A 23260-nucleotide genomic window follows, 5' to 3' on the forward strand; every position below is an offset into this window, starting at 1 on the left:
AGAGGAATCGACATGCGTGAAACCAATTTCATCATCGAAAACAACGCCCGTCACCTGTGGCATCCGATGGCTCATCCCGCGGAAATGCAGGCCAATCCGCCGCGCATCATCAATTCCGGCGAAGGCGTTGAGATCGTCGATATCCATGGCAGGAAGGTGCTGGACGCGGTCGGCGGCCTCTGGAACGTCAACCTCGGCTATTCCTGCGAGCCGGTGAAGAAGGCGATCCGCGACCAGCTCGACGAGCTGCCCTATTATTCGACCTTCCGCGGCACGACGAACTCGCCGCTGATCGAACTCTCCTACGAGCTTGCCGAATGGTTCAAGCCGGATGGCCTCAGCCGTTCCTTCTTCACCTCCGGCGGCTCGGATTCAGTCGAAACCTGCCTACGGCTGGCGCGTCAGTACCATAAGGTCAATGGCCAGCCGGAGCGCACCAAATTCGTCGCGCTGAAGAAGGGCTATCACGGCACGCATTTCGGCGGCGCCTCCGTCAACGGCAACCAGAACTTTCGCCGCAACTACGAGCCGCTGCTGCCGGGCGTCATCCACCTGCCCGCTCCCTTTACCTATCGCAACCCGTTCAACACGACCGACGGCGCGGAGATTGCGGCTGCCATCGGCAGGCTCTTCGAGGATGAAATCGCCTTCCAGGGTGCCGATACCATCGCCGCGCTAATCGTCGAGCCGGTGCTTGGCGCCGGCGGCGTCATCGTTCCGCACGAGACCTTCCTGCCGCTGATGCGCGATATCTGTGATCGGCACGGCATCCTGCTGATCGCCGACGAAGTGATCACGGCCTTCGGCCGCACCGGTGCCTGGACCGGATCGCGCCTCTGGGGCGTCCAGCCGGACCTGATGTCGACCGCAAAGGCGATCACCAACGGTTATTTCCCCTTCGGAGCCGTGATGATCGGAGACAAGGTGGCGCAGGTTTTCGAGAGCAACAAGAGTGCGGTCGGCAGCATTGGTCACGGCTACACCTATTCCGGCCACCCGGTCGGTGCGGCCGCAGCCCTTGCCACATTGAAGGAAACCAAGCGGCTCAACGTCGCGGCCAACGCGGCGGCGCGCGGTGAAGAGCTGCTGGCCGGCCTGAAGAAGCTGCAGGACAAGCATGAGCTGGTAGGCGACGTGCGTGGCAAGGGCTTGATGTGCGCTCTCGAACTTGTCAGCCACCGCGCGAAGAAGAGCGGTGCTGCCAAGGATGTCGTGCAGAAGGTTCAGGATGCGACCTATGACGCCGGCGTTCTGATCCGCACCTCGGGCGTGAACGTCATCATGTCGCCGCCGCTGATCGTGACCGCCGAGAATGTTCAGACTATCTTGACCGCGCTCGACGCAGGTCTCGCCGCGGCGAGGGGCTGATCATGTCCGATAACGCAACCCTCATCGCGCGCCGCGAACGACTTCTCGGCCGAAACATGTCGCTCTTCTATGATGATCCGGTGCATCTGGTACGCGGCGAAGGCGTTTGGCTCTGGGATGCCGATGGCCGCAAATATCTCGATTGCTACAACAATGTGCCGCATGTCGGCCATTGTCATCCCCGCGTGGTGGAAGCGATCACGCAGCAGGCCTCCACGCTGAATACGCATACCCGCTACCTGCATGAAGGCATTCTCGACTATGTCGAGCGGCTGACGGCGACTTTCGACAAGAGCCTTAATGCCGCGATCCTGACCTGCACGGGCAGCGAAGCGAACGACGTGGCGCTACGTATGGCGCAGGCAGTGACAGGTAAGACCGGCGTCATCGCCACGAACCACACCTATCATGGCAATACGACCGCCGTGTCGCAGCTATCGACCCGCATGCCGCCGCTCGGAGGCTTCGGCGGCCATGTCCGGCATGTACCGGCGCCGGACAGCTACCGTCCGTTTGGCGGTGAAGGCGGCGACGCCTTTGCTGCGATATTTGCAGCCGAAGTCGAAAAGGCGATCGCCTCGCTTCAGGATAGCCCGCACGGCTTCTCGGCCATCATCATCGATCCATTCTTTGCCAATGAAGGCTTTCCGGATCTGCCGCCGGGCTTTCTCGACAAGACCGTTGCAGCCGTGCGCAAGGCCGGCGGTCTGGTGATCACCGACGAGGTGCAGCCCGGCTTCGGCCGCACAGGCTCGCACATGTGGGGCCATCAGCGCGCCGGTATCGTTCCCGATATTGTCACGCTCGGCAAGCCGATGGCCAACGGCCATCCGGTCGGCGGCGTCATTGCCAATGTCGATACGATAAATGCCTTCCGCAAAGCATTCCGCTACTTCAACACCTTCGGCGGCAATCCGGTCTCCTGTGCGGCGGCGATGGCCGTGCTCGATGTCATCGAGGATGAAAGCCTCGTCGAGAATGCCCTCAATGTCGGCGAATACACGCGTGACGCCTTCAAGAGGCTTGCCGAGAAACATTCGATCATCGGCGATGTGCGCGGCAGCGGCCTCTTCATGGGCACCGAATTCGTGCTCGACAAAGAAACGAAGGAGCCTGCCACCGCTCAGGCGACCCGGATCGTCAACGCCATGCGCGAGCGCGGCGTGCTGATGGGCAAGATTGGCATTCACCAATGCGCCACAAAGATTCGCCCGCCGATGCCATTCTCCAAGGACAATGCCGACTTCATGTTGTCGATCTTCGACGACGTGTTATCCGGCCTGTGAGGCTGATATGGCTGATCAGTTGCCGCAGACCATCCGCGATGCTTTGCAGAAGCGTGCGCTGGAGGCACTCGACCATTGGCCGGTGCAGGCCCACGAACCTCTCCTGATGAAATATCGGGAGAATGCCGTCTTCCGCATTACTCTCGAAGATGGAAAGTTCGCGGCCCTGCGGCTGCATCGGCCGGGCTATCATGACGAGACAAGCCTGCGCTCGGAGCTGCAATTCATGGCCGCCCTCAAGCTCGGCGGTCTCGACGTGCCGAGCCCGGTTCCGACGAGCAATGAGCAGAGCCTCATTCTCCTGCCGGCCAACAAGCTTTTTCCCGAACAGCATGCCGACGTGGTGAGCTGGATCGACGGCGTTCCGCTTGGGCAAAGCGGTATGCCGCTGTCGCAATCGGCTAATACGCAGGCGGATATCTTCTTCCGCATCGGCCACGGCATGGCCATCATGCACGAGCTTGCCGATGCCTGGGAGACACCAGAGCACTTTCGCCGTCCAGCATGGGACGCCGAAGGCTTGCTCGGAGAAAAGCCGCTCTGGGGACGCTTCTGGGATTGCCCGGGGCTTCCTCCCCAAAGCATTGCCGTACTTTCAACATTGCGCGATGAGCTGCGCCAGGCGCTTACGGCGATATCTCCAGGCGACCTGGACTACGGATTGATCCATGCCGATCTCGTGCGGGAAAATATCTTCCTGACGGAAAACGAAAGCAAAGTTGCCTTCATCGATTTCGACGATGCAGGGCATGGCTTCCGCCTCTTCGATCTCGCGACGACCCTGCTGAAAAACCGCAACGAGCCGGCCTATCCGGCAATCGAGAAAGCGCTGATATCAGGCTATCGCAGCCGACGTGTGTTTTCCGACGCGGCACTGGCGAGCCTGCCGCTCTTCATGGTGCTGAGGAACCTCACCTATATCGGATGGCTTGCCGAACGCGCGGAAATTCCTGGCGCGGCAGAGCGCCTGTCCCATTACGTCGCTGAAAGTTTGGAGATGGCAAGAAAGCTCAATAAGGCAGCTTGACATCCTCCATATAATTGTTAACGTGTTAAGTAATTGGGAGTTCGGGAGGACTTCATGCCACATCTCGCCATCGAATATTCGGCCAATCTGCAGGGTCGTGCCGACATCGGCGCGCTCTGCGATCGGCTGTTGAAGACGGTCCTCGAGACCGGCCTTTTCGAGGTCGGTGCCGTGCGCGTGCGCGCCTTTCGCGCCGATCACTACGCAATCGCCGACAAGCTGCCCGAGAATGCCTTCGTCGATCTGAACTTCCGCATTGGGAAAGGTCGCACGGACGAAGAGAAAAAGCGCGCCGGCGAAGCGATCTTTGCCGCGGCCGTCGACGTTCTCGGCCCCCTCTTCGAGACGCCGCATTTCGCCCTCTCGCTGGAAATCCGCGAGATCGATGCGGAACTGAGCTGGAAGAAGAACGCCATCCATCCGCGGCTGCGCGGCAAGTAATAATCCCTTCGCGGGACGACAAAACATCAAAGGAATAGACGATGTCCAAACTGCAGGAAAACATCGCAAAGGCGGAAACCTATCTTGCCCGGTTCAAGGAGCGCGGCGTCCTGAACCGCATCAATGGCGAGGATGTGCCTGGTGACGATGGTTCCAGCTTCGAGACGATCTCGCCCGTCGATCTGAAGCCGATCGCCACCGTCGCCCGCGGCAAGGTGGCCGATATCGACCGCGCGGCAAGAGCCGCAAAGGCCGCCTTTGCCGAATGGGCCGCCATGCCCGGCGAGGCGCGCAAGAAGCTCCTGCACAAAATCGCCGACGCGATCGTCGCTCGCGCCGAAGAGATCGCCTTCGTTGAATGCATGGATACCGGACAGTCGCTGAAGTTCATGGCCAAGGCAGCCCTGCGCGGGGCCGAGAACTTCCGCTTCTTCGCCGACCGCGCACCGGAGGCCCGGGATGGCAAGGCGCTGCGCGCCGAAGGCCAGATGAACCTGACGACGCGCGTGCCGATCGGCCCCGTCGGCATCATCACGCCCTGGAATACGCCCTTCATGCTGTCGACCTGGAAGATCGCGCCGGCGCTTGCCGCCGGATGCACCATCGTTCACAAGCCGGCCGAATTCTCGCCGCTGACCGCGCGTCTGCTGGTGGAAATTGCCGAGGAAGCCGGCCTGCCGAAGGGTGTCTGGAATCTTGTCAACGGCTTTGGCGAGGATGCCGGCCGCGCGCTGACGGAACATCCGTTGATCAAGGCGATCGGCTTCGTTGGCGAAAGCCGCACCGGCTCGATGATCATGAAGCAGGGCGCAGACACGCTGAAGCGCGTGCATTTCGAGCTCGGCGGCAAGAACCCGGTCATCGTCTTTGCCGATGCCGATCTCGAGCACGCGGCCGACGCCGCCGTCTTCATGATTTATTCGCTGAATGGCGAACGCTGCACCTCGTCCTCGCGCCTGCTGGTCGAGGAAAGTGTCTACGACAAGTTCACCAACCTCGTCGCCGAGAAGGCCAAGCGCATCAAGGTCGGTCATCCGCTGGATCCGGAAACCGTCATCGGCCCGCTCGTGCATCCGGTGCATGAACAGAAGGTACTGGAATATATTGAGATCGGCCGATCGGAGGGCGCAACGCTCGCCGCCGGCGGCGAGAAGGTCAACGGCCCGGGCGGCGGTTGCTATGTCTCCCCCACCCTGTTCACCGGTGCCAACAACCAGATGCGCATCGCCCAGGAAGAAATCTTCGGGCCGGTGCTGACCGCCATCGCCTTCAAAGACGAGGCCGATGCGCTCGCCCTTGCCAACGATGTCCAATACGGCCTGACCGGCTACCTGTGGACGTCGGATGTGACCCGCGCCTTCCGTTTCACCGATCATCTCGAAGCCGGGATGATCTGGGTGAACTCGGAAAACATCCGCCATCTGCCGACCCCCTTCGGCGGGGTCAAGAGCTCCGGCATCGGCCGCGACGGCGGCGACTGGTCTTTCGATTTTTACATGGAAACCAAGAACATCGCCTTCGCCACCAAGCCGCACGCCATTCAGAAACTCGGCGGCTGAGCCGACCGCGCGTATAAAGAGGAGGAACAAATGCCCCTGCCGAAACCCAATCTCTATCCGCCCTTCAACATCGTGCGCCTCAGCCATGTCGAATTCGGCGTCACCGATCTCGCCAAGTCCCGCGCCTTCTATGTCGACACGCTCGGCCTGCAGGTGACGGACGAGACCGCGGACACGATTTACCTGCGGGCGATGGAGGAACGTGGCCATCACTGCATCGTGCTGAAAAAGTCCGACAAGGCCGAAGCCCGCGATCTCGGCTTCAAGGTGTTCGGCGACGAGGATCTTGACAAGGCTGCGCATTTCTTCAAGGGCAAGGACCTGCCGGTGGAGTGGGTCGAGCGCCCCTACCAGGCGCGGACCTTCCGAACGCGCGACCCGCATGGCATTCCCCTCGAATTCTATTCGAAGATGGACCGCCTGCCGCCGATCCACCAGAGATACGCGCTCTACAAGGGCGTGAAGCCGCTGCGCATCGACCACTTCAACTGCTTCTCGACCAATGTCGATGAAAGCGTCGCCTTCTACAACGAACTCGGCTTCCGCGTGACCGAATATACCGAGGACGAGGAAACCGGCCGCCTCTGGGCCGCCTGGACGCATCGCAAGGGCGGCGTCCATGACATCGCCTTTACCAACGGCCGCGGTCCGCGCCTGCACCACACCGCATTCTGGGTGCCGACGCCGCTCAACATCATCGACCTGCTCGACTTGATGGCGACCACCGGCTGGGTTGCCAATATCGAGCGCGGTCCAGGCCGTCACGGCATCTCCAACGCCTTTTTCCTCTACATTCTCGATCCGGACGGCCATCGTATCGAGATCTATTGCTCGGATTATCAGACCGTCGATCCCGATCTGGAGCCGATCAAGTGGGACCTCAAGGATCCGCAGCGCCAGACATTGTGGGGCGCGCCCGCTCCCAAATCCTGGTTCGAACATGGTAGCCTGTTTGCCGGTGCGGAAGTGGCCGAGCCTGATTTGAAGGCACAGCCGATTATCGCGCCTTAAGCGTTACCCTTGAGAGCGGGCAGGAAAACGCCCGCTCTCATCAACGTTCGCGAGGCGAGGAAACAGTCATGAAATTGAAAGACACAACATTGTTCCGGCAAGCCGCATTGGTCGGCGACGAGTGGATCGAAGCCGATCCATCCAATGCGATCAGGGTCGACAATCCGGCGACGGGCGAGATCATCGGCCTTGTTCCCAATCTGGGGGCTGCGGAAACCAAGAAGGCGATTGCCGCAGCCGAACTTGCACAGAAAGAATGGGCAACCCGCACCGCCAAGGAGCGCTCCGGGATCCTGCGGCGCTGGTTCGAGCTGATGATGGAAAACCAGGACGACCTCGGACGCATCCTGACGACCGAACAGGGCAAGCCGCTTCCTGAGGCCAAGGGCGAAATCGCCTATGGCGCAAGCTTTGTCGAATGGTTCGCCGAAGAGGCCCGCCGTGTCTATGGCGACATCATCCCCGGCCACCAGAAGGACAAGCGTATTCTGGTGTTGAAGCAGCCGATCGGCGTGGTCGCGGCAATTACCCCCTGGAACTTCCCGAACGCCATGATCACCCGCAAGGCCGGCCCTGCCTTTGCCGCCGGCTGCGCCATGGTCTTGAAGCCTGCCTCGCAGACGCCGTTCTCGGCGATCGCGATTGCGGTGCTTGCCGAACGCGCCGGCCTCCCCAAGGGCCTCTTCAGTGTACTGACCGGCTCAGCCCGCGCCATCGGCGGCGAGATGACGGCAAGCCCGGTCGTGCGCAAGCTGACCTTCACCGGCTCGACCGAGGTGGGCGCCGAGCTCTATAAGCAGAGCGCGCCGACCATCAAGAAACTCGGGCTGGAGCTCGGCGGCAATGCGCCCTTTATCGTATTTGACGATGCTGACCTCGATGCCGCCGTCGAAGGGGCGCTGATCGCCAAGTTCCGCAACAACGGCCAGACCTGCGTCTGCGCTAACAGGCTCTATGTGCAGGACGGAGTCTACGATGCCTTTGCCGAAAAACTCTCCAAGGCCGTCGGCACGCTCAAGACCGGCAATGGCTTCGACAACGGCATCAATCTCGGCCCGCTGATCGACGAGGCAGCCCTTGCTAAAGTCGAGGAACATATTGCCGATGCGCTTTCCAAAGGCGGTCGCGTCGTTACCGGCGGTCACCGCCATCAGCTCGGCGGACGTTTCTATGAAGCGACCGTGCTGGCCGATGTCACGCCGACGATGGCTGTCGCCAGAGAAGAGACCTTCGGGCCGGTGGCTCCCCTCTTCCGCTTCAAGGATGAGGCGGATGTCATCGCTCAGGCCAACGACACCGAATTCGGCCTTGCCTCCTACTTCTACGCCAAGGATCTCGCCCGCGTCTTCAGGGTCGCCGAAGCGCTGGAATATGGCATGGTCGGTGTCAATACCGGCCTGATCTCGACGGCCGAAGCCCCCTTCGGCGGCGTCAAGCTCTCCGGCCTTGGCCGCGAGGGTTCGCGCTACGGCATCGAGGAGTTCACTGAAATCAAATATGTCTGCCTCGGCGGCGTCGTCTGAGGTCAAGGGAAGGCCCGAGATAAAGCATAACCCATCCCTGGTTCAGTCTCATGGCGAGGCGGCCGCATTTGAAATGCTCAGCCAGCTATTCGCCGTGGGAATTGCGCAAGGGATGACACAGCGCCGAAACAACGCAGTACCAAATAGGGACGATATATGGATAGCGAAGAATTCCGTCATTGGTCTCGAAAAGTCGCCGACTGGGGCACCGATTATCGCGCGGGCCTGCGCGAGCGGCCGGTACGGGCACAGACGAAACCTGGCGATATCGCCCGGCAAATCGCCGATTCAGCACCGGAAGCGGGCGAGGAGATGGAAGCGATCTTCGCCGATTTCGAGCGCATCATCCCGGATGGTCTAACGCACTGGCAGCATCCTCGCTTCTTCGCCTATTTCCCGGCGAATGCTGCGCCGGTCTCGGTGATCGCAGACTATCTCGTCACCTCCATCGCCGCCCAGTGCATGCTATGGCAGACCTCGCCGGCGGCGACTGAGCTTGAAACTTGCGTGGTCGGCTGGCTGCGACAAGCTATGGGACTTCCGGACGGTTTTGCCGGCCTCATCCAGGATTCCGCCTCGACTGCGACGCTCGCCGCCGTACTGGTGATGCGCGAAAAGGCCCTCGGCTGGAAGGGCAACAGCGAGGGGCTTTCAGCGCAAAAGGCCGTACGCGTCTACGCCTCAAAACAAGTGCACACCTCCATTGACCGGGCGATCTGGATAGCCGGCATCGGCGAGGCAAATCTGGTACGCATTCCCACCAAAGGCCCGCTCAATGGCATGGACCCCGAAGCGCTGGATGCCGCGATCAAGGCCGACCTTGCCGCCGGCCATATCCCGGCCGGCATCATCGCCTGCACCGGCGGCACCTCGATCGGCGCCTGCGACCCGATCCGCGCGGTTGCTGAAGTCGCGAAGGCGCACGGGCTCTACCTGCATGTCGACGCCGCCTGGGCCGGTTCCGCGATGATCTGCCCCGAGTTCCGCAAGCTTTGGGACGGCGTCGAGGCCGCGGACTCCATCGTCTTCAACCCTCACAAATGGCTCGGTGCCAATTTCGACTGCTCGGTACAGTTCATCCGCAGTCCGGAAGACCAGGTACGCACGCTCGCCATCCAGCCGGAATATCTGAAGACGCACGGCCATGACGGTATCATCAACTATTCCGAATGGTCCGTGCCGCTCGGCCGTCGGTTTCGCGCGCTGAAACTCTGGTTTCTTATGCGCTATCACGGGCTTGAAGGGCTGCGTACCATGATCCGCAACCATGTGGCCTGGTCGCAAGAGCTGGCTAAACGGCTTGCCGCCGAACCGGATTTCGAACTCGTCAGCGAGCCGGTGCTGTCGCTCTTTTCCTTCCGCCATAAAGGTGGTGAGGACGTCGACCGCCACAACATTGCACTGGTCAACGCCATCAACGACGATGGCCGCATCTATCTCACGCAAACCCGCGTCGACGGGCGTATCGCTATCCGCTTCCAGGCAGGCCAGTTCGAGATGACCCGCGATGACGCCGACACGGCCTTCACGGTGATCACCGAGATTGCCCGCAGCTTGACATAGGAGACCATTTTGACCGAACGGCCCCGCCTCGCCAGCTTTTCCCACCGCGGCACCCTGAAATATGGTCTCGTCAAGACCGATGGTGTCGTCGACCTCTCTGCCCGCCATGGCGCGACATGGCCGACGCTGCGCGAAGTGATCGAGGCCGGTCGTCTCGATCAACTCGCCGAGGAAGCCAAGGACTTGAAGCCGGATTTCGCGCTTGACGACATCCGCTTCGAAATTCCCATTCCGTCGCCGGAAAAGATCATTTGCGTCGGGGTCAATTTCCCCGACCGCAATGAGGAATACAAGGATGGCCAGGCGGCACCTTCCAATCCCTCGCTGTTCATCCGCTTTCCGCGCTCCTTCACCGGACACGACCAGCCGCTGATCCGGCCGCCGGAAAGCCCGCAGCTCGACTATGAAGGCGAGATAGTCATTGTTATCGGCAAGGGTGGCCGCCGGATCGCGGAAGCCGATGCCTTCTCCCATATCGCCGCCCTGTCGCTCTGCAACGAAGGCACGATCCGAGATTGGGTGCGCCATGCGAAGTTCAACGTCACCCAGGGCAAGAACTTCGATCGCACGGGCGCGATCGGCCCCTGGCTGATCCCCTTCACGGATGCTGCGCAGCTTGAAGACATCGAACTCACGACCCGCGTCAATGGCGAAGTTCGCCAGAGCGACCGCACCAGCCGGATGATCTTCTCCTTCCGCAAGATCATCAACTACATTTCCACCTTCACCACGCTTGTTCCCGGCGACGTCATCGTCACGGGTACGCCGACGGGGGCCGGCGCCCGCTTCGATCCGCCGATCTGGCTGAAGCCCGGCGATGTTGTCGAAGTCGAGGCCGATGGCATCGGCGTCCTGAAAAACACGATCGCCGACGAGGTGCTGTGATGCTGTCCCACGATGAAATCCAGGCTGCGGCCGAAAGCCTCGACCAGGCCGAGCGGACGCGTGTCCAGACCAGGCTTCTCTCTCTCAAGCACCCGGAAATGACCATGGACGATTCCTATGCCGTCCAGAGCGCTTGGGTGCAGAAGAAGATCGCTGCGGGACGCAAGCCGATCGGCTGGAAAATCGGGCTGACGTCGAAGGCGATGCAATATGCGCTCAATATCAACATTCCCGATTCCGGCGTGCTCTTCGACGACATGGTGTTCGAGGACGGCGCGACCGTGCCGGCCGACCGCTTCATCCAACCGCGTATCGAGGCCGAGATTGCCTTCGTGATGAAGGCGCCGCTCAAGGGACCGAACGTCTCGATCTTCGATGTGCTAAACGCCACCGACTACGTGACCCCGGCCCTCGAAATCCTCGATACCCGTATCCTCAGGGTCGATCCGGAGACGAAGAAGGCGCGCACCATCGTCGACACCATCTCAGACAACGCCGCCAATGCCGGCATCGTCACCGGCGGCCGCGCCGTGCGACCGGACCTGATCGACATGCGCTGGATGGGCGCGATCGTCAGCCGCAATGCCGAGGTCGAGGAGACCGGTCTCGGAGCCGGCGTTCTCAACCAGCCCGCACGCGGCATCGCCTGGCTTGCCAATCGCTTGGCGCAGTATGGCGACGGCATCGAAGCCGGCCAGATCGTACTCGCCGGCTCGTTCATCCGCCCGATCGAGGCGCGGCACGGCGACACGATCAATGCCGATTTCGGCCCGTACGGGTCGGTCAGCCTGTTTTTTGCATGAGGGAGTGAACCATGTCGGCGCCCAGGAATCTCTTCAAGCAGGCCCTGAAGGAAGGGCGGGCGCAGATCGGCCTCTGGCAGGCGCTCGCCAACGCCTACACGGTCGAAATCTGCGCGGGCGCCGGTTACGACTGGCTGCTGCTCGACGCCGAGCATGCACCGAATGATGTGCCTCTGCTCGTCTCGCAATTGCAGGCGATGAAGGGCACGGCCAGCCATGCGGTGATCCGTCCTCCGATCGGCGAGACCTGGATCATCAAGCAGATGCTCGATATCGGCGCGCAGACGCTGCTGATCCCGATGGTCGATAGCAAGGAGATGGCCGAGACTATGGTCAAGGCCGTGCGATATCCGCCGCATGGCGTTCGCGGCGTTGGTGCGGCCCTTGCCCGCGCCTCTGCTTTCAACCGCATTCCCGATTATCTGCCGACGGCCAATGACGAGATCTGCCTGCTTCTGCAGGTGGAAAGCCGCCCGGGGCTTGCAGCACTCGACGGCATCGCCTCGACCGAGGGCGTAGACGGGGTTTTCATCGGACCTGCCGATCTCGCCGCCGACATGGGCTATCTCGGCAAGCCGGGTGCGCCGGAGGTTCAGGCAGAGGTCGAAAAGGCGCTCGCCAAAATCCAGTCGCACGGCAAGGCCGCCGGCATCCTGATCGGCGATCTCTCGCTTGCGAAACGCTATCTCGACCTTGGCGCGACCTTCGTCGCAATCGGCAACGACGTCACCTTGCTTGCCAACGCCACGACCAAGCTTCTCGGCGACTTCAAGAAGGCAGACGCCGCCAAGCCGCCTGCAGACGCAAAAGTCTACTGAATTCCCGAAGCTGACTTCCCTGGATACCGCACGACCGGTTGCTGTCGATCGCGCGGATTTTGCGCGCCCCGGCGGGCTGCGTTGTGCACGCTCAGTCAAAAGAGACTGCAGAACTGGACGCGACGCGTCCGCACGCATCCGCCATGATGATCCGCAAAGCCAAGAGGAGGAAACATGCGTTTCAAGAATAAGACTGCCTTGATCACCGGCGGCGGTACGGGCATTGGTGCGGCAGTCGCTCGCCGCATCCGGCAGGAGGGTGGCAACGTCGCACTCGTGGGGCGTCGTCCCGAACCGCTTCGCGGCGTTGCCGAGGAAATCGGTGCCACTGTCGTTGTGGCGGATGCGGCGGATAGCGCGGCTATGAAGGCTGCCGTCGAGAAGGTCGTCGACACTTTTGGCGGCCTCGACATCCTGATCGCCAATGCTGGCGGCCACGGTGTCGGACCGACGGTCAGCATGTCGGACGAAACATGGGATCTTGCCGTCCGGCTCAACCTCAACACTGCCTTCGTCAGCGCCCGCGAATCCCTGCCGCATCTCATCAAAAGCGAGGGCAATATCGTTGTCCTCGCCTCGATCGCCGGGCTCTTTGCCGGGCCGGATGCGGCGGGTTACGTCACCATGAAGCACGGCTGCATCGGGCTTGCGAAATCGCTGGCGCGCGACTACGGCCGCAAGAGCGTGCGCACCAATTCCGTCTGCCCCGGCTGGGTATCGACCGCGATGGCCGACGAACAGATGGAATTCATCGTCGAGAAATACAAGCTGAACAGCATCGAGGAGGCCTATGCGCTCGTCACCAAGGACGTGCCACTCGGCCGTCCGGCCACTGCCGAAGATGTCGCCAACGCCGTCTGCTTCCTGGCCTCGGCGGAGGCGTCGATGATCAACGGCGCAATCCTGACCGTCGATGGCGGCGCCGGCACGGTCGATCTGCCCACTCTCGCCTTTGTGCAATGATCAAGAAGAGGAGATACCGATGAACCAAAATCCCAAGGATTGGAAAACCTACGACGAATTCGCCTATGGCATAGACACGAACCGCTTGCCAGCAACCGAGGCCCTCGCCGGCGCATCTTGCAAGATCGGCTTCGACGACGGCCGCACGCTTGAGCTTGCCTTCGCCAACGGTGAAGTCAAATGGTCTGAGGGCAAGGACGGCGACACCGACAAGGCGGAAGTGATCGAAGTCGCACCGAAGACCTATTTCGTGGAGATCATCTTTGCCGGTCGTCCCAAGGAAGCCGAAACGCTGATCCTCAATATCGAAACGCGTCGTGCGCTTTCCATCTATTCCATCGTCCGCGATGCCAAGGATGCCGTCGGCGAGCCGCAGGTTGCCCAAATCTTCCGGCCGGGCGTCATTGATGGCGGTGCGGCGAGTGGGCCAGTGCCGCATGAGAGTCGCGACCTGATAGGACTCAGGGCACATTTCACATACAGCCCCAATCACGTCTACGAGCATACATATCTCTCGTCGCAACGCTATGCTTGGCAATGCCTCGTCGGCGTGCAACGCGGCCATGGCGACGTCGATCTCACGACGACCTACAAGTTCGATGACAACCTCTACATATTCACCTTCCGCGAATTCAAGATCGCAGTTGCATCCACATTCTTCTACAATTTCAAAGACATGCGGTCGACAGGCAAGTTTCTCGGCATCACCGGCGACGGCCGTATCCAAAACAGCCCAGCAGGTGCCTTCATCCGTAAGGCATCGATGACATATTACCTGCCCGGCCAGGAACCAGTGTGAGGACGCGATGCGCAGAGCTTTCGATATCGTAAAGGCACATTACGACGCCAACGACCGCCGCGACATGGACGGCATGCTTGCCGACATCGCTCCGGACTGCCGCTGGACGGAGATGGACGGCTTTCCCTGTGCGGGCACCTATGTCGGTCCGCAGGAGGTCTTTAAGAATGTCTTTCAGGCGCTCGGCCAGGCTTTCGACGGATACACCTTCAAGCTGGAACGTCTTATCGACGCCGGCGACGAGGTGGTCGGAGTGGGAGACTATAGCGGCACGCATAAGGGGACAGGCAAAGCCTTCAAAGCCCGCGTCGTGCATGTCTGGGGCGTGGCCGGCGACAAGATCCGGCGTTTCGAGCAGTTCACGGATACGCTGAGAGTCGACGAATCCATGCGATGAAAAATCGAGGTGGCCCGACGCTCTGTCGGGTCACCTCACGCTACCTACGAAAATCCGGGCCTTGCGCCATTGCGATGGCGAAATGCCATAGCGGTGGCGGAAGGCTCGCGAAAAATGCGCGCTGGAGGAAAAGCCGAGCGCAAAAGCGATCCCGGATATCTCGCCGGCATAGCCGCCGGCGTCCTGTAATTGCGCCGCCGCTCTTTGCAGGCGCAGATCCCAGATGTAATCGGAGGGCGTCAGGCCCTCGACTTCGAATGCGCGATAGATGTAGCGCACCGAGCAGCCCATGCGGCGCGCGATCGTGGCGACGCTCAGGTCCGGTCGTGCGAGATGGATGTCGATGAATTCCTTGATCCGCTGCAGCAGCAGGTCCAACGGATTGACGACCGGCCTTGCTTGCGGCAGGCCCGCACCCATCATGGCACGGACAAGATCGATCATGGTCTGGCCAACGCTCAAGCGCCGTGCCTCATCGAGATGGTCGATCTCGTGCATGGTCGAATCCATCAGCGACAGCAGAATCCGGCACATGCCGTCATGCTCGGCATGTGTGATAAAGGGTCTCTTCAGTCGCTCCACAGCCGCATGAGGCAGCGCGTGACGCGGTAATTGCAACAGCAATTGGCGAACCGGCGTACTGTTTGTCAGCATATAAGGGCGGCGCGGATCGTAGATCACGAGCGCATTCTGCGAAACCGGCGCATACAGCCCGCCCTGGGCAAACAAGGCGCTGCCTTCCGTCTGCACGAGCAGCTTGATCGCGTCCGGATCATTTGGCCCGGCCGTCACATGCTCACCGAAAACGACATGCCGATCCGCCTCCAGCCGCGTCAGCCGGCAGGCGCCCAGCATGGCCGATACCATCCGGCTTTTTTCCTCGTCGGCAGTGCTGAAGTCGAGCCGAACATTTCCAAAAAGGTTGCGAGCCAGTCCCGCAAACGCTCGCCCATTGGCGTTCTCGACATACCCTCGAAGTGCTGCAGCCATGCTAGGTGTCCTCCAGAGGTGAAACCCTCCGCTTCAGCTCGCCAGGTAGGCGCCATGGAGAATATCCGGCTGCGCTTTGAGGGTTGCAGCAGAGCCTGTAAAAACCAGATACCCACGCTCCAGGACAAGGGCCTGATCGGCAAGATCGAGCGCGAGGTTGGCAAACTGCTCGATCAGCAGGACGCCGATGCCGCTGGCGGCCGCGATCTTCAGCGCCTCGGCTAGGCGCTTGACGACGGCAGGCGCCAGGCCGAGCGACAGCTCGTCGACTATCATGAAACGGGGCTTGGCGACGAAGGCTTGCGCCATCGCCACCATCTGCTTCTGTCCGCCGGAAAGATCCGACGCCGATTGACGGCGCCGTTCGGCAAGCTCGGGAAAAATTTCATAGGCATGTTCCAGCCCTCGCCGGCGCGCTGCCGGCGAACCCTCGAGCGCCGCCACGAGAATATTATCCTCCACAGAAAGCTGCCCGAGCACGCGATGTCCTTCGGGGACGAGCGCAAGACCGGCCCGGCGAATGCGGTCAGGCGAGAACCCTTCAAACGCCGCATCGCCTAGACGCACCGAGCCGCCGCGCGGCAAGACGCCCGCCATAGCCATCACCGTACTCGACTTCCCGGCTCCGTTGGCGCCAAGCAATGTCGTGATCTTGCCGGCCGCGACCGAAAAGGAAACACCATGAATGACGCGCTTGCCGCCGCGCTCGACAACGAGGTCCTCAACGCTCACTTCCGATGTGACGTTCATGTCAGAACTCCCCCAGATAAGCACGCCGCACGTTGGGATCGGCGAGAACCGCATGCGTTGCCCCGAGCGCCAGAAGCTTGCCGTAGTCGAGCACCATGGTTTCGCTGCACATGGATCGGATGAGATCGACATCGTGGTCGATGATCAGCACCTGCGCGCGGAATTCAGCGGGAATGCGCAGCACCAGTTCGCGAAAGACCTTGCCCTCCTCTTCGGTCAGGCCCGCAGCGGGCTCATCGAGCAGAATGAGTTTCGGCTCGCCGACTACGCATTTTGCCAGCTCGACCAGACGACGCTGGAAGAGATTGAGGGATTGGCCGAGCCGATCGGCAACTGCCGTGAGACCGACGAAAGAAAGAGCCTGATCGACAGCGCCGGACCGATGCCCGGTGCCGACGACATGATCGGCGATCGCGGCGATGTTGACGGCGACCGTCAGGTCTTCCACCACCTGCTCGGTCTGGAACGAACGACGCAAGCCGGCCCGGACACGCTGCAGCGGCGTCATCGGCAGCAAGGCCCTTTCGCCGAGCGAGACCGAGCCTTGGATCGGTTTCACAAAACCGGAGAGCACATTGAGCAAAGTGGTCTTGCCTGCACCGTTCGGGCCGATAAGGCCGGCGACCGGCGCCGTCAACACGGCGCTGAGCTCATTGATCGGCCGGACGCCACCGAATTGAACGATGAGATTGTCGATCTTGATCATCGCGTCCCCCCGCGAGAAAAGCCAATGCTCAACCGGGAGATCAGCGCCGATATCTGGCCGGCGATGCCGGTCGGCGCCGTCGCCAGGGCATGGAACAGGGCGACGCCGAAAATGCCGATCGTGACATAGCCATCTATGCCAAGATCGGTCAGCAAAGCCGGTACTGCGCGCAGCAAGAGACCGGAGATCAGCGCGCCGTACCAGTTGAAGACACCGCCGACGATGGCAAGCGCAAAGAGATTGAGGCTTTCGAAAGCGCCGAAGGCGCGTCCGTCGAGCTGGCCGACATTGCCCGCAAGCAGGCCGCCCGCGAGACCGGCGAGAAAGCCGCTCAGTGCGAATGCCCAGGCCTTGTAGATCAGAACATTGATGCCGCTTGCAACCGCAACGGTTTCGCCCTTACGGATCAGCGCCCAAGCCCGGCCGGGACGGGCAAGCTTATGCCACTGCGCGATCAGCAGGCCGATTGCCGCCACCGCACAGACATAAAGGAAATAAGCGATTTCGCCGTCGGCCATTGCGGGCCTTGCCAGCATGGCACGGCCGGAGCCGTCAGCCCGCCCCAAGAAGCCGGGACCGCCGTCGGGAAAACCCCAGGCACTGATGACGATCTGGAAGCCGCCGGCGAGCATCAGCGTCACGAGTGCGAGATAGAGACCGCGCAGACGCAAAGCCGGCACGCCGAATGCCAGCCCCACCACCGAAGCGACGACAGCGCCGGCGAGCAGGCTGACCTCGAGGGGCGGGTGAAAGGCATGGCCGATGCGGAGCGTCACCCAGCCGCCGACACCGACAAGCGCAAATTGGCAAAGGGAAACCAGGCCAAGCTGGCCATAGAGGATGGCAAGCCCCGCAACCGACAGCGAAAGTGCAACGGCGGAGGTGGCCGCGGACAGCCAGAAGGAATTGGCAAGGCAGGCGACGACGATCGAAAAGACCAGCATCGTCACGGGCACATGAAGAAGCTGCTTGGGCAGGCGCACCGTCGATATGCCTTCGGCGTTTGGGGCGATTGTTTGCTCCTGAACGGTCATCGGTCCTTCAACGCGACTTTCGCGGTGCCTCCCAGAATTGTGACTGCGACAAGCGCGATGATGAAGGGTGACGCCGCGCGATAGGGCGATATCCAGGCAATCGGCGTCAGCGCGGCTTCGGCAATGCCGATCAGAATGCCGGCGGCGGCGGTTTGCCACAGCGACTGCAACTGGCCGAGGATCGCAGCGGCGATTGCGGGTATGACCAGCAAGGTCAGAAAGGTTCCCTGCAGCCGCACGAGATCGGCAAGCAACAGGCCGGCAAAGCCCGAAAAAATGCCGGTGATGATCCAGGCAGCGGTTTCCGTATAGAGGATGCGCACGCCTAGAACCGCACTGAGATCGCGATCATTGGCAAGGGCGCGCATATCGAGGCCAAGACGCGTGCGGTTCAAGAGCAGCGTGATTGCAACGACCATGGCGACGGCGAGGATGATGGCAATGATGCGCGTGAAGGTCAGACGGACAGCGAAAAGAGACACGAACATCTGATCGGTCGGCAATTGCAGACGGCGCGGCAGCTCGCCCCAGATGACACCCATGATCCCGATCAGGATCAACGCGGGCGCCAAGGTGCCCACGGCCCGCACGACAGTATCGCGATGAGACAGCATCGGCGCGAAGATCCGACCGTAGGCAAAGCTGCTCGCGGTCGAGACGGCAACAGCAGCAAGAATGGCGACAGCGAGCGGCACCTTCCACTCCAGCAATTGCCAGGCGCAATGCGCACCGATTGCGCCGAAGGCACCGAATGCAAAATTGAGAACGCCGGTCGCTCGAAACAGGACAACAAGGCCGACGCCGGACAACGCGTAGACAGCGCCAATTCCAAGCCCGGATATGATGAAGGGCAGGATATTCATAATCGATCCTCTCGGGTCGCCGTGTTCCGCGGCTTGCCTGCCGCGGAACACATGGGCGCACGTCAGGGGCAAGTGTCAGAGCTCAATTGATGCCGGCGGACTTTTCGAAGGCGCGGATGTCCTTCAGCTCCGGATCCGGCGACGGCGCGCAATCGGAAACGACCTTCCACTTTCCACCTTCGGCGACGGCCATGCGCGTCGTGGAATTGGCGTTGTGACGTGGCTGGCCATCGCCGAAATACCAGGGAGCACAGAAGATATCGCTCTTGAAGTCCTTGATCTGGCGGACGGCGGCAGACACCGTCTCGCGGTTGATCTTGGCGGGATCCAGTGTCATCAGCGCCTTCTCGGCGATACGTGCCGCCAGATAGCCAGCTTGGGCGAAAGTATCGCGCGGATCGGACTTCTGGCCGTACTGATCCATCACGGCGAGCCAGTTCTGATTGTCCGGGGTTTGGGCATTCAGATCGTTGAATTCCATGTTGACATAGAACTTGCCGGCCCATCCCGCGCCAATGGTGGACGGAACGGAAAGATCATAGGCCGAGGCAGCGCTCAGGAAGGTGATCGACTGGTTGAGGCCCTGCTCTTCGGCAGCCGTCAGCAGCGGCACGGTCACACCCTTCGGCAAACCAAGAACAATGACATCGGGTTTGCTTGACGCTGCCTGCAAAATGATCGAGGTGGCGTCCGCTGAGCCTGGATCCATTAGGATCGTCTGAGCAGCAAATCCCTTTTCCTTGGCCAAAAGCATCACGCCATCGCAGGACCACGTACCGACATTCGGAATATTCGGGCCGATGCAGACGACGGACTTGGCGTTAAGCTTATCGAGCGCGTAGCCCATGGCACCGAGCATGGAGACACGGGGGCCGGCATTGGCCGGCGCGTAATTTTCCGCAAAGTAGCATTCGCGCGGAACGCCGACACCGGCAAGCACCAAAATGCCGGCCTTCTTATAAAAATCCGCATTGGCGCCGCATTCGACAAAGCTCGAGTTGCCGACCATCAGCACCGCCTTCTCGTCGTTGACGAGCTTTGCGGCCAATTGCGCTGCGATCTCCGGATTCCACTGGTCGTCCTCGACCAGATATTTCACCGGCCGCCCGTTGATGCCGCCATTGGCGTTCAGGCAATCGAAATAGGCCTTTGCCGCCTTGGTGGAGTTGGAAAAATCGTCCGGTCCGGTCTTGCCTGTGATGGCGCCGATGACGATCGGTTCGCCTGTCGCCGGCTTGCCGGTATTGTCGCCGCAGGATGCTGCGGCATGTGCGCTGAACGCCGAAATCAGCGTCAGGAAAAGGCCGATTGCCAGCCCTCTTAGATCGATAGGCATTGTCTCCTCCAGTTTGTTGGTCCCGCTCCCCACGGGATCTGTGCTTCGATGAACTCCAGCTCAGCCGGAAATCGTCTTTCCTGTCATGAAGGCGGCGCCCCTTGCCGCGATCATCATTGTCGGGGCGTTGGTGTTGCCAGACACCAGCGTCGGCATCACCGAGGCATCGCAGACGCGCAGTCCCTCTATGCCGCGTACCTTCAGGTCCGGCCCGACGACGGCCATACGATCGTCGGCGCGGCCCATGCGCGCCGTCCCGGCCGGATGGAACACGGTCTTTGCCGATTGGCGGATGTAGTCGCGCAGGGCCTCGGGATCTTTTTCGACGCCCGGTCTCGGCAGCACGCGGCGCTTGACCAGCTTGGCAAGCGCCGGCGCATCGAGGATGCGGATCGCCGTTTCGACACCGCGCACCAAGGTCTCGATATCGGCCGGATCGGAAAGCAGATTGGCGTTGAAATCCGTCTGCTCGGTCGGATTTGAGCTCTTCAACCGTATCCAGCCACGGGAGCGCGGCCGCAGATAGCATGGCCCAATACTGAGCCCATGACCGGGTTCCGGTTCGCGATCGACAAAGCCGATCAACACAGGCAGGACGTGGAACTGGACATCGGGTTGCCCGGTGCCGGCGGTATCGACGAAGCCGCCGCATTCGACGACGTTGGAAGCCAATAGCCCGCGATGCGACGTCAAATAGCGCAGCATATGGCCGACTGCCCGCAACCCCTTGTCGTGGCCAAGGATCGAGATCGGCTCGCGCGTCTCGCCCTGGACCGGCACTTCCAGATGATCTTGGTAGTTGGCACCCACCCCCGGCAGGTCAGCGACGACCTTGATACCGAGCGAGGAGAGATGCGCGCCCTCGCCGATACCAGACAGTTGCAGGATCTTCGGCGTTGCGATCGCGCCGGCCGTCAGCGCAATCTCACGCGACGCCTTGAATATCGTACCGTCGAGCAGTTCGACGCCGATGGCCGTCAGCCCTTCGAACAGAATGCGGGCGACCCTGCGCTCCGTCAGCACGGTCAGGTTCGACCGCTTTTCCGCTTCGCGGAGAAAGGCCTGGGCGGAACTCCAGCGACGGCCGCCATAGGTGGTGCTCTGATAGAAGCCGACGCCGGCCTGATCGGCACCGTTGAAATCGTCATTGTGGGGAATGCCGATCTCGGTTGCCGCCTTGACGAAGGCTTCGCTCAACGGATGACGGTGGCGGGGATCGGAAACGCTCAGTGATCCCTTTCTGCCGTGGAACTGGCCATTCAGCCGCTCATTGTTTTCCAGCGAGCGGAAGGCTGGAAGCACATCCTCATAGGACCAGCCCTGACAGCCCATTTGCAACCACGTATCGTAATCGTTGCGATGACCGCGAACATAGATCATCGCATTCACGGAGCTGCCGCCACCGAGAACATTGCCCTGCGGCACAATGCTCGGCCGGCCATTCAGTCCTTTGTCGGGGTTCGAGGCATAGGGATGAATGTCGATGCCCTTGCCAAGCACCTTGAAAAAGGTCGCGGGAATATGGATCCAAGGATCTGCGTCGCGGCGCCCTGACTCGATCAGCAGCACGTTATGCGCCGGATTTTCCGAAAGCCGGTTTGCCAGCACGCAGCCCGAGGAACCGCCACCGACGATGATGTAGTCGTAGGTCGCCATGGCTCAGCTCAACACGGTCTGGATTGTGGTGAATTCCTTCAGTCCTTCGGTGCCGAACTCGACGCCGATACCGGACTGCTTCACGCCGCCGAAGGGCGCATTGGGCTGGATCGTACCGTGCTTGTTGATCCAGACCGAGCCGCATTCGAGCTGCATGGCATAGCGCTTCGCCTTCTCCGCGTCGGAGGACCAGACGGACCCGCCGAGGCCAGCGGGATTCTGATTGGCCCGGGCGACTACCTCGTCAATGTCGCTGTAGCGGATGATCGGCAGGGCCGGACCGAATTGCTCTTCGTCCACCAGGCGAACGCCATGATCGACATCGGCAACAAGCGTGATCGGGTAGAAATAACCGGGCCGCTCCATCGGCGCCCCGCCGGCCAGAATACGGCCGCCATGGGTACGCGCATCATCGACAAGTTCGCGTACCTTGTTGAACTGCATCTCGTTTTGCACCGGCCCCAGGATGCTGGACTCGTCCAGGCCATCACCGACGATGATCTTGGCGGCATAATCTGCAAGGCCACGGCAGACCTCCTCATAGATGCTGTCATGCACATAGAGGCGCTTCAGCGCCGCACAGGTCTGACCGTTGTTGATGAAGGCGCCCCAGAAAAGACCTTCGACGATGGCCTTCGGATCGGCATCGGGCAGGACAATGCCGGCATCATTGCCGCCAAGTTCCAGCGTCAGCCGTTTCAGGGTCGCGACCGCGGAGGCCATGACCTTCTTGCCGGTTTCCGTCGAGCCGGTGAAGGTCATCTTGGCGATGCCGGGATGTGCAGAGAGCGCCGCGCCAATGCTGTTTTCGCCGGTGATGACATTGACGACGCCGGGCGGCAAAACCGCATTCATGATTTCGACCAGACGAATGGTCGAGAGCGGCGTCAAAGGCGACGGCTTGATGACGACCGTGTTGCCGGCCCGGACCGCCGGGACGATATGCCAGCAAGCAATCATCACAGGCCAGTTCCAGGGCGTGATCGAACCGACGACGCCGATCGGCTTACGATGCAGCTCTACGCGTCCTTCACTGTCGTTCTGCAGGATCTCGACCGGTAGATCGAGCTCGGCGGTATGGCGTGTCCAGGCAAGCGCTGCACCGATCTCGAAGCGCGAACCGAGACCGTTGAGCGGCTTACCCTGCTCGCGGGTGAGGATCTGGGCGAGTTCCTCGGCATGCTCGTTGATCTTCTCCGCAATGTCGCGGCAAGCCTTGGCGCGCTCTCCGCTCGATGTTTGCGACCAGCTCTTGAAGGCCTTCGCAGCAGCGGCAACCGCCTGGTCGAGGTCGGTTTCGCCAGCAAGCGGCATATAGCCGACAACGCTGCCATCAGACGGATTTTCGACCGGTGCGTGATGGGACGTGGCGACAGGTTCGCCGCCGATAAGCAGAGTGTACTGCTTCACGATATTCTCCTCCCGTGACTTCCGGGAGGACTATGGCTATTGCAGCAGAACCCGTCTTGGGGAGAAACGCGC

Annotated in this window: 22 protein-coding genes; 14 read left to right on the top strand and 8 right to left on the bottom strand. The window is 61.3% G+C overall.

From position 1 onward, the window contains the following. The first annotated feature begins 12 nt into the window (after positions 1–12). The 14 genes from QA646_RS25335 (at position 13) to QA646_RS25400 (ending at position 14443) form a co-directional block, all read left to right on the top strand. Positions 13–1368, top strand: a complete 1356-nt coding sequence (locus tag QA646_RS25335; RefSeq protein ID WP_283059484.1) for an aspartate aminotransferase family protein — start codon at positions 13–15, stop codon at positions 1366–1368. Positions 1369–1370: 2 nt separating this feature from the next. Next, a complete protein-coding gene (locus QA646_RS25340; RefSeq protein ID WP_283059485.1) occupies positions 1371–2654 on the top strand; it encodes an aspartate aminotransferase family protein in 1284 nt (427 codons plus the stop codon). Between the two features lie 7 nt (positions 2655–2661). Continuing rightward, complete coding sequence (locus QA646_RS25345; protein WP_283059486.1) at positions 2662–3681, top strand: homoserine kinase; 1020 nt, start codon at positions 2662–2664, stop codon at positions 3679–3681. Positions 3682–3735: 54 nt separating this feature from the next. Beyond that, positions 3736–4122: a 5-carboxymethyl-2-hydroxymuconate Delta-isomerase gene (locus QA646_RS25350; RefSeq protein ID WP_283059487.1), complete on the top strand. Its 387-nt coding sequence runs from the start codon at positions 3736–3738 to the stop codon at positions 4120–4122. Positions 4123–4163: 41 nt separating this feature from the next. Next, positions 4164–5681, top strand: a complete 1518-nt coding sequence (hpaE, locus tag QA646_RS25355) for a 5-carboxymethyl-2-hydroxymuconate semialdehyde dehydrogenase (RefSeq protein WP_283059488.1) — start codon at positions 4164–4166, stop codon at positions 5679–5681. A gap of 30 nt (positions 5682–5711) precedes the next feature. Further along, positions 5712–6692, top strand: a complete 981-nt coding sequence (gene hpaD / locus QA646_RS25360) for a 3,4-dihydroxyphenylacetate 2,3-dioxygenase (protein ID WP_283059489.1) — start codon at positions 5712–5714, stop codon at positions 6690–6692. Positions 6693–6760: 68 nt separating this feature from the next. Then, on the top strand, positions 6761–8215 hold the full coding sequence (gene gabD / locus QA646_RS25365; RefSeq protein WP_283059490.1) for an NADP-dependent succinate-semialdehyde dehydrogenase: 1455 nt from the start codon (positions 6761–6763) through the stop codon (positions 8213–8215). A gap of 156 nt (positions 8216–8371) precedes the next feature. Next, a complete protein-coding gene (locus QA646_RS25370) occupies positions 8372–9778 on the top strand; it encodes a pyridoxal-dependent decarboxylase (RefSeq protein ID WP_283059491.1) in 1407 nt (468 codons plus the stop codon). Between the two features lie 54 nt (positions 9779–9832). Continuing rightward, entirely contained in the window at positions 9833–10663 is an 831-nt protein-coding gene (locus QA646_RS25375) for a fumarylacetoacetate hydrolase family protein (protein ID WP_283060560.1), read from the top strand. Next, the gene (gene hpaH, locus QA646_RS25380; RefSeq protein WP_283059492.1) at positions 10663–11466 is read left to right on the top strand and encodes a 2-oxo-hept-4-ene-1,7-dioate hydratase; all 804 of its coding nucleotides are present in this window, start codon (positions 10663–10665) and stop codon (positions 11464–11466) included. The genes QA646_RS25375 and hpaH overlap by 1 nt, the downstream gene beginning before the upstream one ends. 11 nt (positions 11467–11477) lie before the next feature. Continuing rightward, positions 11478–12284: a 4-hydroxy-2-oxoheptanedioate aldolase gene (gene hpaI, locus QA646_RS25385; protein ID WP_283059493.1), complete on the top strand. Its 807-nt coding sequence runs from the start codon at positions 11478–11480 to the stop codon at positions 12282–12284. Between the two features lie 174 nt (positions 12285–12458). After that, positions 12459–13247 (top strand): SDR family oxidoreductase, encoded by a 789-nt coding sequence (locus tag QA646_RS25390; RefSeq protein WP_283059494.1) that lies wholly within the window; start codon positions 12459–12461, stop codon positions 13245–13247. A 19-nt stretch (positions 13248–13266) separates the two neighbouring features. After that, positions 13267–14046, top strand: a complete 780-nt coding sequence (locus QA646_RS25395; protein ID WP_283059495.1) for a MoaF C-terminal domain-containing protein — start codon at positions 13267–13269, stop codon at positions 14044–14046. Positions 14047–14053: 7 nt separating this feature from the next. Next, positions 14054–14443: a nuclear transport factor 2 family protein gene (locus tag QA646_RS25400; RefSeq protein WP_283059496.1), complete on the top strand. Its 390-nt coding sequence runs from the start codon at positions 14054–14056 to the stop codon at positions 14441–14443. A 30-nt stretch (positions 14444–14473) separates the two neighbouring features. On the opposite strand, the gene QA646_RS25405 is transcribed toward QA646_RS25400, so the two are convergent. The 8 genes from QA646_RS25405 to QA646_RS25440 form a co-directional block, all read right to left on the bottom strand. After that, complete coding sequence (locus QA646_RS25405) at positions 14474–15433, bottom strand: helix-turn-helix domain-containing protein (RefSeq protein ID WP_283059497.1); 960 nt, start codon at positions 15431–15433, stop codon at positions 14474–14476. Positions 15434–15466: 33 nt separating this feature from the next. Continuing rightward, entirely contained in the window at positions 15467–16183 is a 717-nt protein-coding gene (locus QA646_RS25410; protein WP_283059498.1) for an ABC transporter ATP-binding protein, read from the bottom strand. Position 16184: 1 nt separating this feature from the next. Then, on the bottom strand, positions 16185–16889 hold the full coding sequence (locus QA646_RS25415) for an ATP-binding cassette domain-containing protein (RefSeq protein WP_283059499.1): 705 nt from the start codon (positions 16887–16889) through the stop codon (positions 16185–16187). Next, the gene (locus QA646_RS25420) at positions 16886–17923 is read right to left on the bottom strand and encodes a branched-chain amino acid ABC transporter permease (RefSeq protein ID WP_283059500.1); all 1038 of its coding nucleotides are present in this window, start codon (positions 17921–17923) and stop codon (positions 16886–16888) included. Before QA646_RS25420 ends, QA646_RS25415 begins: the two co-directional genes overlap by 4 nt. After that, the gene (locus QA646_RS25425) at positions 17920–18786 is read right to left on the bottom strand and encodes a branched-chain amino acid ABC transporter permease (RefSeq protein ID WP_283059501.1); all 867 of its coding nucleotides are present in this window, start codon (positions 18784–18786) and stop codon (positions 17920–17922) included. The genes QA646_RS25420 and QA646_RS25425 overlap by 4 nt, the downstream gene beginning before the upstream one ends. An 82-nt stretch (positions 18787–18868) precedes the next feature. Next, complete coding sequence (locus tag QA646_RS25430; protein ID WP_283059502.1) at positions 18869–20122, bottom strand: ABC transporter substrate-binding protein; 1254 nt, start codon at positions 20120–20122, stop codon at positions 18869–18871. Between the two features lie 60 nt (positions 20123–20182). Then, on the bottom strand, positions 20183–21778 hold the full coding sequence (locus QA646_RS25435; RefSeq protein WP_283059503.1) for a GMC family oxidoreductase N-terminal domain-containing protein: 1596 nt from the start codon (positions 21776–21778) through the stop codon (positions 20183–20185). 3 nt (positions 21779–21781) lie between these two features. After that, positions 21782–23188, bottom strand: a complete 1407-nt coding sequence (locus tag QA646_RS25440) for an aldehyde dehydrogenase family protein (RefSeq protein ID WP_283059504.1) — start codon at positions 23186–23188, stop codon at positions 21782–21784. Positions 23189–23260 lie beyond the last annotated feature (72 nt).

This window comes from Rhizobium sp. CB3090 (assembly GCF_029714285.1).
Lineage (GTDB): Bacteria > Pseudomonadota > Alphaproteobacteria > Rhizobiales > Rhizobiaceae > Rhizobium.

Bases quoted from the DNA above. Each gene is read 5' to 3' on its own strand.
- QA646_RS25335 (WP_283059484.1), top strand. From the start codon at position 13: ATGCGTGAAACCAATTTCATCATCGAAAACAACGCCCGTCACCTGTGG.
- QA646_RS25395 (WP_283059495.1), top strand. From the start codon at position 13,267: ATGAACCAAAATCCCAAGGATTGGAAAACCTACGACGAATTCGCCTAT.
- hpaE (WP_283059488.1), top strand. From the start codon at position 4,164: ATGTCCAAACTGCAGGAAAACATCGCAAAGGCGGAAACCTATCTTGCC.
- QA646_RS25425 (WP_283059501.1), bottom strand. From the start codon at position 18,786: ATGAATATCCTGCCCTTCATCATATCCGGGCTTGGAATTGGCGCTGTC.
- QA646_RS25435 (WP_283059503.1), bottom strand. From the start codon at position 21,778: ATGGCGACCTACGACTACATCATCGTCGGTGGCGGTTCCTCGGGCTGC.
- hpaD (WP_283059489.1), top strand. From the start codon at position 5,712: ATGCCCCTGCCGAAACCCAATCTCTATCCGCCCTTCAACATCGTGCGC.
- hpaH (WP_283059492.1), top strand. From the start codon at position 10,663: ATGCTGTCCCACGATGAAATCCAGGCTGCGGCCGAAAGCCTCGACCAG.
- QA646_RS25410 (WP_283059498.1), bottom strand. From the start codon at position 16,183: ATGAACGTCACATCGGAAGTGAGCGTTGAGGACCTCGTTGTCGAGCGC.
- QA646_RS25430 (WP_283059502.1), bottom strand. From the start codon at position 20,122: ATGCCTATCGATCTAAGAGGGCTGGCAATCGGCCTTTTCCTGACGCTG.
- QA646_RS25415 (WP_283059499.1), bottom strand. From the start codon at position 16,889: ATGATCAAGATCGACAATCTCATCGTTCAATTCGGTGGCGTCCGGCCG.
- hpaI (WP_283059493.1), top strand. From the start codon at position 11,478: ATGTCGGCGCCCAGGAATCTCTTCAAGCAGGCCCTGAAGGAAGGGCGG.
- gabD (WP_283059490.1), top strand. From the start codon at position 6,761: ATGAAATTGAAAGACACAACATTGTTCCGGCAAGCCGCATTGGTCGGC.
- QA646_RS25350 (WP_283059487.1), top strand. From the start codon at position 3,736: ATGCCACATCTCGCCATCGAATATTCGGCCAATCTGCAGGGTCGTGCC.
- QA646_RS25370 (WP_283059491.1), top strand. From the start codon at position 8,372: ATGGATAGCGAAGAATTCCGTCATTGGTCTCGAAAAGTCGCCGACTGG.
- QA646_RS25345 (WP_283059486.1), top strand. From the start codon at position 2,662: ATGGCTGATCAGTTGCCGCAGACCATCCGCGATGCTTTGCAGAAGCGT.
- QA646_RS25390 (WP_283059494.1), top strand. From the start codon at position 12,459: ATGCGTTTCAAGAATAAGACTGCCTTGATCACCGGCGGCGGTACGGGC.
- QA646_RS25405 (WP_283059497.1), bottom strand. From the start codon at position 15,433: ATGGCTGCAGCACTTCGAGGGTATGTCGAGAACGCCAATGGGCGAGCG.
- QA646_RS25400 (WP_283059496.1), top strand. From the start codon at position 14,054: ATGCGCAGAGCTTTCGATATCGTAAAGGCACATTACGACGCCAACGAC.
- QA646_RS25420 (WP_283059500.1), bottom strand. From the start codon at position 17,923: ATGACCGTTCAGGAGCAAACAATCGCCCCAAACGCCGAAGGCATATCG.
- QA646_RS25340 (WP_283059485.1), top strand. From the start codon at position 1,371: ATGTCCGATAACGCAACCCTCATCGCGCGCCGCGAACGACTTCTCGGC.